General features: G+C 38.4%; 11 protein-coding genes. 5 read left to right on the top strand and 6 right to left on the bottom strand.

Annotation, left to right across the window (positions count from 1 at the left end; translation table 11 throughout):
- Positions 1 to 2: 2 nt before the first annotated feature.
- The 3 genes from yfbR to VEIS1202513_RS01310 are packed head-to-tail and all read right to left on the bottom strand — an operon-like array spanning position 3 to position 2,431.
- Positions 3 to 593 carry a 5'-deoxynucleotidase gene (yfbR, locus tag VEIS1202513_RS01320; RefSeq protein WP_213467631.1) on the bottom strand — a complete coding sequence of 197 codons (591 nt, stop codon included), beginning with the start codon at positions 591 to 593 and terminating at the stop codon, positions 3 to 5.
- A 26-nt stretch (positions 594 to 619) separates the two neighbouring features.
- Positions 620 to 1,477, bottom strand: a complete 858-nt coding sequence (locus tag VEIS1202513_RS01315) for a D-alanyl-D-alanine carboxypeptidase family protein (protein WP_156719847.1) — start codon at positions 1,475 to 1,477, stop codon at positions 620 to 622.
- Between the two features lie 24 nt (positions 1,478 to 1,501).
- Complete coding sequence (locus VEIS1202513_RS01310) at positions 1,502 to 2,431, bottom strand: mechanosensitive ion channel family protein (RefSeq protein ID WP_213467630.1); 930 nt, start codon at positions 2,429 to 2,431, stop codon at positions 1,502 to 1,504.
- 164 nt (positions 2,432 to 2,595) lie between these two features.
- Between VEIS1202513_RS01310 and VEIS1202513_RS01305 the strand changes: the two genes are divergently transcribed.
- A complete protein-coding gene (locus VEIS1202513_RS01305) occupies positions 2,596 to 3,372 on the top strand; it encodes an adenosylcobinamide amidohydrolase (RefSeq protein WP_213467629.1) in 777 nt (258 codons plus the stop codon).
- A 156-nt stretch (positions 3,373 to 3,528) separates the two neighbouring features.
- Here VEIS1202513_RS01305 and VEIS1202513_RS01300 read toward each other — a convergent pair whose 3' ends face one another.
- The 3 genes from VEIS1202513_RS01300 to VEIS1202513_RS01290 all read right to left on the bottom strand — a co-directional run bounded on the left by VEIS1202513_RS01300 (position 3,529) and on the right by VEIS1202513_RS01290 (position 6,824).
- A complete protein-coding gene (locus VEIS1202513_RS01300; protein WP_213467628.1) occupies positions 3,529 to 4,506 on the bottom strand; it encodes an asparaginase in 978 nt (325 codons plus the stop codon).
- Between the two features lie 90 nt (positions 4,507 to 4,596).
- A complete protein-coding gene (gene nadE / locus VEIS1202513_RS01295) occupies positions 4,597 to 5,364 on the bottom strand; it encodes an NAD(+) synthase (RefSeq protein WP_213467627.1) in 768 nt (255 codons plus the stop codon).
- 8 nt (positions 5,365 to 5,372) lie between these two features.
- Positions 5,373 to 6,824, bottom strand: a complete 1,452-nt coding sequence (locus VEIS1202513_RS01290; RefSeq protein WP_213467626.1) for a nicotinate phosphoribosyltransferase — start codon at positions 6,822 to 6,824, stop codon at positions 5,373 to 5,375.
- A gap of 316 nt (positions 6,825 to 7,140) precedes the next feature.
- Here VEIS1202513_RS01290 and VEIS1202513_RS01285 point away from each other — a divergent pair, with 316 nt between their 5' ends.
- The 4 genes from VEIS1202513_RS01285 to VEIS1202513_RS01270 all read left to right on the top strand — a co-directional run bounded on the left by VEIS1202513_RS01285 (position 7,141) and on the right by VEIS1202513_RS01270 (position 12,243).
- Complete coding sequence (locus tag VEIS1202513_RS01285; RefSeq protein WP_213467966.1) at positions 7,141 to 8,589, top strand: aminoacyl-histidine dipeptidase; 1,449 nt, start codon at positions 7,141 to 7,143, stop codon at positions 8,587 to 8,589.
- 436 nt (positions 8,590 to 9,025) lie between these two features.
- The gene (locus VEIS1202513_RS01280) at positions 9,026 to 9,895 is read left to right on the top strand and encodes a CobW family GTP-binding protein (protein ID WP_213467625.1); all 870 of its coding nucleotides are present in this window, start codon (positions 9,026 to 9,028) and stop codon (positions 9,893 to 9,895) included.
- Entirely contained in the window at positions 9,892 to 11,427 is a 1,536-nt protein-coding gene (locus VEIS1202513_RS01275) for a permease (protein ID WP_213467624.1), read from the top strand. The genes VEIS1202513_RS01280 and VEIS1202513_RS01275 overlap by 4 nt, the downstream gene beginning before the upstream one ends.
- A 51-nt stretch (positions 11,428 to 11,478) precedes the next feature.
- Positions 11,479 to 12,243 (top strand): TIGR03943 family putative permease subunit, encoded by a 765-nt coding sequence (locus tag VEIS1202513_RS01270; RefSeq protein WP_213467623.1) that lies wholly within the window; start codon positions 11,479 to 11,481, stop codon positions 12,241 to 12,243.
- Positions 12,244 to 12,386: the final 143 nt, after the last annotated feature.

The following is a 12,386-nucleotide window of genomic DNA, read 5'->3' as shown; positions in this document are numbered from 1 at the left end:
CATTATTTGATTTCGTAGTAATTTAGCTCATCCAAGCTTTTACCAAGAGCAGGCATATAAGTCTCAAGGAACATATCTACCTCTGGCATGTTGAGTGCTTTCAGTTTAGCCAAAATGGAGTCATGTGCTTCTTTAAACTCATCATTCCCTGCCTTGAGTTCGTTTACACATTTCATATAGGCCGAAATTGTATCTGCCGCTTTAACGATAGGCCACTCAGGATTATCCTCTGCATCTACTATGAAAGGCTTATAAACAGCTTGTAATCGTTCTGGCAAGGTAGATAACATTTTCTCTTGTGCTAATGTTTCAACTTCACCGTACAGTTCACGAAGTTTTGGATCAAAATATTTAATCGGTGTTGGCATGTCGCCTGTAAAGATTTCACTCACCTCATGATACATGGCAATGACCGCTACCTTATTAATGTCCACATTACCACCAAAGTATTCATTTTTGAGAGCTGCTAAATTGTGAGCTACCATAGCCACTTCAAGGCTATGTTCTTGAATATTTTCAATTTCTGTATTACGCATGAGGCTCCATCGATTGATAAAGCGCATCCGTTTTAAAAATGCAAAGAATGAACTCATATAACCCCCATTACACAATAGTTCCCCTAAATAACTCCACGAAGTTTAAAGCCGTAATCAAGGAATTGTACTGCTTCTTCCCAACGGTTATCATCGTTAAGCATGACTACAATCATAGTATGACCATTACGGGTAGCCGATGCAATCAAGCATTCCCCTGCAGCATTCGTAAAGCCAGTTTTTAAACCATTAGCACCGGGATATTTATTGCGAATGAAATGGTTTGTGGTACGAATTGTTTCTGGCGTACGGTTTTGATAAGGCACCTTATAATAATCATTGGCTACTTTATCGCGGAACATTTGGTATTTCATACCATACGCCGCAATCATCGCCAAGTCACGAGCCGTAGAGTGATGGCCCATTTGTGTCAAACCATGAGGATTTAAAAATACACTATTTTTTGCCCCTGCTTTTGCAGCAACGCGATTCATGTCCTTTGCAAAGTTCTCTACAGAGCCACTTACATTTTCTGCTACTACAACGGCCGCATCATTACCGCTGGCAACCATCATGCCTTCAAGAACGCCTTCCAAGGTAATTTGATCACCAACACGAACCCCCAGATTGGATTCCTCCATACTAGTGGCATAACTACTAATAGTCGCCAGTTCATCAAGTTGTGTACCTTTGAGTTCTAGAGCTGTTAACAATGTAACCATTTTCGTAGTGCTCGCAGGATGCATCCACTTATCAGGATTCTTTGCAAATAGGATTTCTTTTGTATCCGCATCAATGAGAACAACAGCCTCACCTATCGTAGATGGCGGCGCAATGTACGCCGCATGAGAAACACTAGTACCGAAAATAATAGCGCCTATAAAGGCTATCATCAAAATAAGTCGTTTCCAGACTATACAAACATTAGTTGTTAAAGATATCATATATCTCACTTTCTGTATCACATATTAACTTTCAGGGTTATCATCAATGGCAACATCCGTTCCACTTGCCTTTTTCTTAGTTCCCTTAATTTCACCAGTAGAGTTATCTACATTTTGAAGATATACAACACGTTGAGGATATGGAATGTCGATACCATATTTATCGAACGCATCTTTTACATCAGACATAATTCCATATTGCACATCTAAGAAGTCTTTCGACTTAACGCGTGCATAGGCAGCAATGCGTACAGAGTTATCGCCAAATTCAGAAATACCAATTTCCATGTTTTTAGGATTGAGTACACGTTTATCAGCAGCAAAAATATTTTTTAAGATTTTAATTGCTTCATGATGATTATTGTTATAACCAATATCAAAGACGAACGGGATAACCCTTTCGTGGGTATAAGCAATATTAGTTATGGCTTGGGAGGTAAGGATAGAGTTTGGTATATACACATTTTTTTGATCTTTAGTAGTGATAATAGTATACATAAATTGAATAGACTTAACACTACCTACAGTATCTCCAACTTGAATAACATGACCTGCTCTAAAAGGCTTAAATATAAGAATTAATAAGCCTGATGCCAAGTTAGATAAGTTGTTTTGTAAGGCCAAACCAATACCTAAACCAAAGGCACCAAAGGCAGCTACAAAGGATGTAGTAGGGACACCAATTTGATTTAAGCAAATCAATATTAGACCTACTAGCAATGCATAATTGATGATCTGCGTAATAAAGCTCATCGCAGCAGAGTCATAAGAGGCCTTAGTCATAATACGGACAGCAAAGGTTTTCACCCATTTAATAGCATAACGACCTACCCAAAATATAATAAGAGCTAATAATATATTGCCTGCTTGAGAAAAGAACCAATCTCGAAATTGAATCAATACATTCGCATCTTTAAACAATATTTCTGATGCAGAATAAAAAATATTGCCCATATTAAACCTCCAATAATATAACTTTATAAATAATTGAGCACATCTATTAATATGGTCATCATAAACATATATGCTATAATTTAATAAATATATTTTACACGATATAGTAAAGTTATTATATCGTTATATTACATATATAACAATCTAAATCTAGGGAGACTTATATGTTTAACAATCCATATGAAGCACCACAAGAGCTTGCAACAGGAGGTCATGTAACGAAAGAATTAAATTCCGTTACAGTACACTTTGACGACATCCATTATGCCTTATCTAGTGGTCAACTCAATGGTGGGTATCACCATACGTTAGCCGTACGAAATCAACAATTAACTTATCAGATTGAAACAGAAAAAGATTTACCTGGTGGATCTGTAGCCAACTATTTAGCCCAAGAATTCGAGCAAATCGATACACCTGTTCATTTTAGTACAGCCCTTCTTACATCTGCTACAATGAACCTTCACGCATACGCCAAGGTCGAGGAACACGATACGATTGTGGAGACCATCGTTACTGCAGGCTATGAAAAAACGGCCCATCGTGCAGGCACAGGGTATTGCTATGAAGAACGGGACGGAGCGTTTGTGACGCCTGGCACAATCAACATACTAGTCTTTACGAATAAGGCCTTAACTGACAGCGCCATGGTGAAAGCCATCATGACAATTACGGAGGCTAAAACCGCAGCCCTCCAAGATTGGGGGGTTGAAAGTGTACGCCTCTATCCATTTATCAACGAAGACATTCCTGAAGCAATTACAAAAGAACGCAAGACTTCTGCTACAGGAACATCCACAGATGGTATCATTCTCACCATAGATACAAATGGTGATGTGTTAACGGACGCCGGCTCCTTCTCCCTATTTGGAGACACATTGGCTAAAGCGGTTTATGTAGGTATACAACGGGCCTTAGAAAATGCTATTGGTGCCGAATAAAAAATACGCATCCTAGACGAAATAAAAAACCGCACATCCTAAGCGATCGTGATGTGCGGTTCATTGCATATAAAACTGTTACACATAGTATAATACTTGAAAATGAATATCAAATTAAGATTTGAGAGTTTTTCTCAAATCTTTTTTATTTTCTAATTAATATTCATAGAAGAACTGTTGTAACTTTTTAAGATTTTTAGTTTTTGTAAGCCCCAGCATCAATAAAATACGAGCTTTTTGTGGACTCAATGTATCACTTACGAGATAGCCTGCTAGTGCATCTTGTGGTACAGCAGATACCATGCCGCTCCCTGTACGAGAGGCCCGTACAGTTGGGAATGTTGTATTTTGTGTTATTTGACGTACATTTTGAGGAATTGTACCATGACCCAATCCAGTCAAGATGAGTCCATCAGGGTTAGTGGCAACTACACTCATTGGCACCATGTCATCCATACCACCATAACAAGTCAAAATGACTACACGAGGCAATTCCTTTAAGTCATGTACATCAAAGATGGATTCTTTCGTATGACGACGAGTAGAGGCTTTATAATAATGAGCTACACCATCCTGGACGATACCAAGATGACCTAATAATGGACTGTCAAAGGTAGCCACATTAGTTGTATTCCCTTTTGATACATCACGGGCCCCATCAACATAGCCATTTAGAACAACAAGTACACCTTTACCTACAGATGCAGGTGTTCTTGCCACTTGAATCGCTTGTAATAAATTAATAGGACCATCTGCACTGATTGCCCCAGCAGGTCGCATAGAGCCAGTGATAACGATAGGCTTATCTGTATGAACAGTAAGATTAAGGAAATAGGCTGTTTCTTCCATACTATCTGTACCATGAGTTATAACAACACCACCGATATCCTCTTGATCAACTAATTTTTGTACTAACTTGGCTAAATCCAACCAATGCTGGACAGTAATATCAGAACTTTCAATATTACTAAACTGAGTATATGTATATGGACCATATGGTTCCGTGCCAGGTACAGAATCTAGAATTTCATTGAGCCCTAGTACCCCTGCAGTATAGCCCGTCAAATCTGTATCGGATGCGCCTTGTCCAGCAATCGTACCACCCGTACCAATCAAAGCTATTTTTGTCTCCATATTACCTCCATCATAAAGATACATAAGAAATAGTAAATCTTTTGTTAATCAACATTAGCATGAATTAGACTAGCTAAAACAAGTCCTCTCTCAACATTGTGGGTGAAAGGACGGCATCAATTCTAATTTATGCTTATTAATACGGTTCAAATAATCAATACGTTCTTTCGTTTCAGGATTTTCTATCTCTCCAGTTCTAATATATCGATCTAATACAGCATAGGTAAATCCTAATTTATCCTCATCAGATAGACCGCTGAGTCCATCACTAGGCGTCTTATCTACAAGATATTTTGGAATATCAAGTAATCGACCTATTTGGCGTACCTCTTCTACGACAAGATTTGCAAGAGGACTAAAGTCCCCCGCACTATCGCCATATTTTGTAGAATACCCTACATAATCTTCAGATCCGTTACATGTATTAGCTACGCGTGCCCCATTAGGCAAATTTTGCCCTACTGCATATAGCGTTGTCATGCGAAGACGCGGTGGTGTATTAATTCCTGCATCCTTGGATATATCAGTTCTACCCGTAACAGAATTATAACCTTCACCTTGAATGATAGCGTTTGTCAAAGCTTCATAGGCAGCTCCAATATTCACTATGATATGTGGAATCCCCAAATGTGCCACTACAGCCTTAGCATCATCGATATCAGACTGAATTCCATTCGGCATAAGAACACCTACTACGCGTTCTGCCCCAAGGGCTTCTTTACATAAAGCAGCCACAATTGTGGAATCCTTACCACCTGAAATGCCCACTACGGCGCTACAGCTAGGCCCATTTTGACTAAAATAGTCTCTAATCCATTGAACGAGAGCCTCTTTTGTTGCTTCTGGATTGTCTAACATAAGCCCTCCTACTTCTTCCGGAAAATACGATTTAATAAATCCATTTTCATTTGATAGTATCCTGGACTCATATCAAGGTAATGGCGATGTGGATTTTCAAAGCGCTGTTCTTCTAACCAAATTTCGCGGTCTAATTGGTCTTTAACGTATTGACGAAGCTCTTCTAATGTCGGCAATTTTACGATAAGCTTGCCATCTTTAATAATGAGTTGTTTCATCTCTTTAAAGGTGCAATTTTCAAAGTACAATTCACGCCATGGTTGTTCTGGATCGATATAACGATATGGTTCTGTCGTATCTGGCACCTCTTCTAACAATGTTAATAAATCTGCAATGGCACGCCCTTTATCATTGTATACGCGATACACCTTTTTAAAACCTGGGTTCGTAATCTTTTCAACAGATTCAGAAATCTTGATGCGAGGCTCCCACAAACCATTCTTTTCAACACCAGCAATCTTGTATACGGCGCCAAATACAGGGTCACTCTTAGAGGTAATCAGTCTTTCACCTACACCAAAGATATCAATGGGACCACCCTGTCCCAATAAAGAGGTTATTGTATATTCATCAAGACTATTGGAAGCCATAATTTTGCAATCTTCTAAGCCTGCCTTGTCAAGCATACGACGCGCTTTTTTAGCTAAGTAAGCAAGGTCACCTGAATCAAGGCGTATACCTTTTAAGCGTTTTCCCATAGGTTCCAATACCTCTTTAGCTACTTTAATAGCATTAGGAACCCCAGAGTTTAATACATCATAGGTATCAACAAGGAATACAGCCCCATCCGGATACACTTCAGCGTAAGCTTTGAAAGCTTCGTATTCAGAATCATGATACATAACCCAGCTATGAGCCATGGTTCCACTCACAGGAATACCAAATTGTTGGCCCGCTAAAACAGTTGCCGTAGACTGTACCCCACCAATGTAGGCTGCTCTCGCACCATATACAGCGGCATCCACATTATGAGCTCGACGAGCTCCAAAGTCGGCTACTACACGCCCATCCGCAGCACGAACGATGCGATTAGCCTTTGTAGCGATAAGGGACTGATGGTTCATCATAGTTAGCACTGCAGTTTCTACGATTTGTGCATCTATGAGAGGGGCTACGATGGTTATAACTGGTTCGTTTGGATAAATAATAGAACCTTCTGGGAACGCATATACATCACCAGTAAAGGAGAAATCTTTAAGATAGTTTAGAAATTCCTCACTAAAGATCCCTTGATTCCGTAAAAAATCTATATCACTTTCATCAAAGTGTAGATTTAAAATGTACTCAACGATTTGTTCAAGACCACCAAAAATGGCAAAGCCACCCTTATCTGGATTGCGTCTAAAGAACACATCAAAAGCGACGCGATCCGTATTTTCATGTTGTGTAAAATAGCCGTGTGCCATGGTCATCTCATAAAAATCCATGAGCATACTAATATTGCGACTGTCGTGTTGCATCGGTTCACCAACCTTCTAAAATCTAATGGATTTAATCAATCGTTAATCGTATATCCTCATTATACATTATTATTCCTATATAGCCAGTACATACATATACTACAGTTTCCATAAACTATCCTAATAATCATTCTTGTGATATAACTATATATATACTAACTATTTATATATTCCATATATGTGTCGGTGAAAGTTATTACTGAGATAAACTCTTTTATTAGTATTACAAATTCAGATACTAATAAAAACACTAAGTATTCCGTATAATCAATCAACATATATATCTATTATTTACATGAGAATGAAAGGAACCATTATGGAATCAATCGTTCAAGCAAAACGCGTATTAGAAATCTTTAAAGAAATGAGCCAAATTCCTCGTGAATCAGGAAACGAAAAAGGCATCAGCGATTATATCGTAAACTTTGCTAAAAACTTGGGGCTTGAGGTTCATCAAGACGATCAATTTAATGTAGTCATCAAAAAGCCAGCGTCTCCAGGTTATGAAAACCGACCTTCTATCATCTTACAAGGCCATATCGATATGGTTTGTGTACGAGATCATGACTCCAATCATGACTTCTCCAAGGATCCTATTGCAAACATCATCGAAGGTGAATGGATGCACGCAGACCACACTACACTAGGTGCGGACAACGGTATGGGTGGTGCGATGATGCTTGCCATCCTCGAAGATGATAGTCAACAACATGGACCTATGCAATTATTGTTCACCACAAATGAAGAAACTGGCATGGATGGCGCTTTCGCCATTAAAGAAGGCCAAGTAAGTGGCGATTACTTACTCAACCTCGATACAGAGGTAGAGCACGACTTCACTGTTAGCTGTGCTGGCGGTTGTCATGTTCACGTAAACATTCCATTATTGCGCGAAAACAACCAACCTGGTTATGATGCAGGCTTATCTTTTACCGTAACAGGCCTTAAAGGTGGTCACTCCGGTATTGAAATCAATGAACAACGGGCTAATGCTAACCAAGTGTTAACACGTGTACTCTATGATATCCAACAACAATATCCTGTATGCTTAGCATCCTTTGAAGGTGGCGTAAAACATAATGCCATTCCTTCTAAAGCAGTTGCTGTATTATCCGTACGCGCTGAAGATGTAGCGGCCATTAAAACATTAATCGCCTACCAAGAAAAGCAATATCTCCATGAATATGGTATCCAAGATCCAGGTCTTACATTTGTTGTAGAAGATGTCGCTACTCCTGATGTAGTATATGCAGATGACACAACAGAAGCTCTTATTACATACATCTATCTTGCACAAGATGGTGTTCATTCTGTAAGCAAATCTATCCCAAATCTTGTAGAAACTTCTAACAACATCGCTATCGTACGAGAAAACGAACATACTATTGAAATACTCATTTCCATCCGTAGCTCCAATAGCAACAGTCTTGAATTCTTGGCTAAGAAAATGATATTACTTGCGAAAACACTAGGTGTATCTGCAGAGCGTACTGGTGGTTATCCTGCATGGGAATACGATAAAGGCTCCAAGCTTGAAGAACAAGCTATTTCCTTACATAATGAAATGTTTGATACACCAGCTAATGTAAACGCTATTCATGCAGGTCTTGAATGCGGCTTGTTGAAAGGCGTATTACCAAACACCCAAATGATTAGCTTTGGCCCTACTATCGTAAGTCCACATACACCAATGGAACGCGTTCATTTACCATCCGTTGAAAACGTGTATGTATACCTCAAAGCATTGTTAGCTAAGTTACAATAAAGTTACAATAAACATACACTATTTTAAATAATGACTACATACTTTATATATAATTTGGTATACTAAAAGTAATCTAATTAGAGATTTATATAACGAATTCTCTTCCCCCCTCCTATGAGGGCTTCAGTCAACTCTTCCCGACTAAGCCTTCTATAGGAGGGATTTTTTTATGTTTTTCAAAAAAATATAAAATTAATATATATTCAAACAAGAGTATTCATTCATATATAGAGAAATTGATAATCCCTAGGTTTTTCACAATTAATTATGAATATTAAATACATCTGTTAATATACTCATATAATGTATATAATCCATATATTTAAAGAGAATTTTAAGAATAATAGAGCTCTCATAACTATGCATATACCCTAGGATGTATTTTCTGTGTTATTCTATAGGTGTATACTGTGTTTATCTTACTCAGGAGGCACATATGATTCCTATTATTATCATATCCGGATTTCTAGGTTCGGGAAAAACAACATTTTTACAACATATACTAAAAGAACATAAACCTACAGACAAGGTTTTAATTATAGAAAATGATTTTGGCGAAACTAGTCTTGATGCGGCAAATCTTGCTAAAACAGGTGCTACTATTCGTGAAGTAACGTCTGGTTGTATTTGCTGCAGCTTACAAGGAAATTTCCAACAAGCATTACTCGATATTCTTCAAAATTATGATGTAGATATTATCTATATCGAACCATCTGGGGTCAGCAAATTGAGTGAAATCATCCATACATGTGAAGATGAAGACATTGCGAAATCCGCCTATGTTCACGCCTCAGTAACAACGGTGGATGCTATGCAAGCACCTATGTTTATCAAAAACTTTGGTTTATTCTTTAAAGATCAAATCACAAACAGTGACGCTATCTTCTTGAGTCACACCGAGGATGTTCAACAAACAAGCATTACAAAGCGCATGATTCACGAGTTAGCTCCCAATACACCTATTCACGAAGAGTCATGGGATACCATTTCCTTACGAGACTATATTAAACGCCTCTATCACTGTCATGATGACAATTCATTACATGATGAGCATCTATTTATGAGTCATACCTTTAAAGACTTGCGCACACTCACTGTATTACAGTGGAAAACGATCTTGGAAGGTATGCCAGACAGTGTGCTCCGTGCTAAAGGTATTGTACCTACCACCGAAGGTCCCCATGAGTTGCAATACGGTACGCATTACTGCTCCCTAGTACCTAGCGAATCCACTGACTACAGCTTAGTCGTTATTGGTACTGATTTTAATGTGCCAATGGTACATAACGAAGTGTGTCAATCATGATACCTGTTTATATCGTTACCGGATTTATCGGTTCTGGTAAAAGTACATTCATAAATGAACAATTACAATACCGTAAAAAACTTGGCGGCACAGCATGTATCAGTGCCGAACAAGGCTCTGTATCACTTATTAAAGATGCTTTACAACTTAGCCCTGATAAACTCAGTGCAATCACACCTAATCAACCTGACACCTATAGTTCTATAGCAGACGAAATCGCAACCTATATCAATAAGACAAATCCCAAAGAAATATGGATTGAATGGAATGGTATGGTCAGCTTTCACCAGCTAGAAACCCTGCTATACAGTGATAAGCTGCGTCACATGTTGCAAATTGAAAAGGTATTATATATTTGTACGGATCAATTCGTCGCATCGATGTTGCCTGGTTTAGGTAATGACGTAACAAGCCAATTATACAGTGCAGATTGCATCATCACGGAGACCGATACACACCATGCCTTATTACGGACCTATAATAGAGAGGCCAAGATTGTAACAGCGCCAACGCCAGAAAAGGTAGAGCAATTATGTCGCAATTCTACGTGGGGCCTCATACCAAATCTATTAGTTATCGGCATTACCGCCTATATACTTTTAGTTACCGCGTTCCGTCATGACATTCCTTACTCCATTCATCAATGCTTTGCCATCATTACAGGGCTCATTGTCGAAGCGATTCCATTCCTTTTATTAGGAACTATTGGGTCAACCGTTATACGCTATTTTGTGCCACAGAGCGTACTACTAAAACTATTAGGCGATTATTCTTGGAAAAGCTATGGTGCCGCTATGGTTAGTGGCCTAGCCTTACCTGTATGTGACTGTGCCATTATTCCATTATTCAAAGCACTCACAGATAGAGGCGTACCATTATCAGTGGCCCTCCTATTTATGCTAGCCAGCCCAATCATCAATCCTATTACCATTCTCTCCACTTGGTATGCCTTTCCAGATAATCCCATGATTTCTGTATGGCGTATCGTCCTTGGACTTGGCGTAGCTTTATTAGTGGCATTATCGTTCCGCTTCTATCCACCTTCAAAGGAAATAATGAAATCTAGAAATACCCAGAATCTTAGCTACGAAGAGATTTTAATAGAGTCATCTAAGAGTAAATACATCAACAAAAAAAGATTGTTAATTCATATGGAAAAAGAGTTTTCCCAACTCTTATTCTATTTCTCCATGGCAGCCTCTGTTTTATCAGTAGTCCAAGTATACGGAAAACCTTGGCTCATCAATGCGGGTATCACATTACCTATCGTGTGGGCTATTCCAATCTTGCTAGTATTAGCTTTCTTCTTCTCAATCTGTTCTACATCAGATGCTATTATAGGCAAATCCTTGAGCACCCTATTTCCTATAAGCTCAGTTATGGGCTTCCTCATCTTAGGACCGATGCTCGATATTAAAAATGTATATATTTTAAAACAATATATGCCAACTTCATTCATACTTCGTCTAGGCATAACTATTGTAATTATGTCTTATATAACAGCATTAGGTTTTCAATTCTTTGTAGGCTAATTTTAGTCATTACCATTTCAGTTCGTAATAAATATAAAAGGAGATGATTCTATGAAATTAGGACTGAAAGATCGCTTTTCAATCGTGAAAGGCGCTCTCTATCTCATCTTAGGTATCTGCTGTGTATACCTAATTCTGACGGGCCGTTATTTGAACTATATTGCACCCCGATATGAACTACTGCTCGGCATCAGTAGCATAGCTCTCATATTAGGTGGATTAGCAACTATCATTTGGGCTCCATCCCGCTATTACAAGCACAATTTACGTTCTATCGTGCCTATTATTATCCCCGTAGTTTTGCTCATTGTTCCCCCTGTCCTAGTTCCTAATACTGGTGTTCACGGCGCGGCACGGGTTAATGATGATACGAATAATTTTGATTTTACAAATGATGCTATAGGTGAGGTTATTACCGTTAATAGTGAAAGCAAAGAGCCTGGCATTTCTAAAGACAAAAAAGAAATCGTACTAAACTCCGATAACTTCTATCAAACCATAGTAAAGGTCGGCTCTAATGTAGAGCAATACAAGGACTACACTGTATATATGACAGGCTATGTAAATCGCGATGATAATACGCTAAAATCTAATGAATTTACCATCTCTCGTATGGCCATGTCTTGTTGCATCGCTGACGTAGCTCCCATTGGCATGACAGCTCATAAAACAGATGGCGATAGTTTAGCTAATGAACAATGGGTTTCTATCGAAGGCAAAGTATCTACACGAGACTTCCACGGTCGTGCTCAACCATATGTAGAAGTAACCAAAATAAAAACAGCAGAACCTATTTTAGGTTATGTATATCCTTAAATAAATAATATTAAATCAATAGTCTTAATAAAGCTGAAAGAGATATCATTAAACAATCTTAAATAGATATCATTAAACAGTCTTAAATAGATCTGTAAACAAATAAAACCGAGGCATAACGCCTCGGTTTTAATAAATATATA

Origin of the sequence: Veillonella orientalis, from assembly GCF_018406505.1 — a bacterium.
GTDB classification, from domain to species: domain Bacteria; phylum Bacillota; class Negativicutes; order Veillonellales; family Veillonellaceae; genus Veillonella; species Veillonella nakazawae.
This window is presented reverse-complemented; position numbering and strand designations above follow the sequence as displayed.

Excerpts from the sequence above, each read along its gene's own strand:
- yfbR (WP_213467631.1), bottom strand. The coding sequence starts at position 593 with ATGAGTTCATTCTTTGCATTTTTAAAACGGATGCGCTTTATCAATCGA.
- VEIS1202513_RS01315 (WP_156719847.1), bottom strand. The coding sequence starts at position 1,477 with ATGATATCTTTAACAACTAATGTTTGTATAGTCTGGAAACGACTTATT.
- VEIS1202513_RS01310 (WP_213467630.1), bottom strand. The coding sequence starts at position 2,431 with ATGGGCAATATTTTTTATTCTGCATCAGAAATATTGTTTAAAGATGCG.
- VEIS1202513_RS01305 (WP_213467629.1), top strand. The coding sequence starts at position 2,596 with ATGTTTAACAATCCATATGAAGCACCACAAGAGCTTGCAACAGGAGGT.
- VEIS1202513_RS01300 (WP_213467628.1), bottom strand. The coding sequence starts at position 4,506 with ATGGAGACAAAAATAGCTTTGATTGGTACGGGTGGTACGATTGCTGGA.
- nadE (WP_213467627.1), bottom strand. The coding sequence starts at position 5,364 with ATGTTAGACAATCCAGAAGCAACAAAAGAGGCTCTCGTTCAATGGATT.
- VEIS1202513_RS01290 (WP_213467626.1), bottom strand. The coding sequence starts at position 6,824 with ATGCAACACGACAGTCGCAATATTAGTATGCTCATGGATTTTTATGAG.
- VEIS1202513_RS01285 (WP_213467966.1), top strand. The coding sequence starts at position 7,141 with ATGGAATCAATCGTTCAAGCAAAACGCGTATTAGAAATCTTTAAAGAA.
- VEIS1202513_RS01280 (WP_213467625.1), top strand. The coding sequence starts at position 9,026 with ATGATTCCTATTATTATCATATCCGGATTTCTAGGTTCGGGAAAAACA.
- VEIS1202513_RS01275 (WP_213467624.1), top strand. The coding sequence starts at position 9,892 with ATGATACCTGTTTATATCGTTACCGGATTTATCGGTTCTGGTAAAAGT.
- VEIS1202513_RS01270 (WP_213467623.1), top strand. The coding sequence starts at position 11,479 with ATGAAATTAGGACTGAAAGATCGCTTTTCAATCGTGAAAGGCGCTCTC.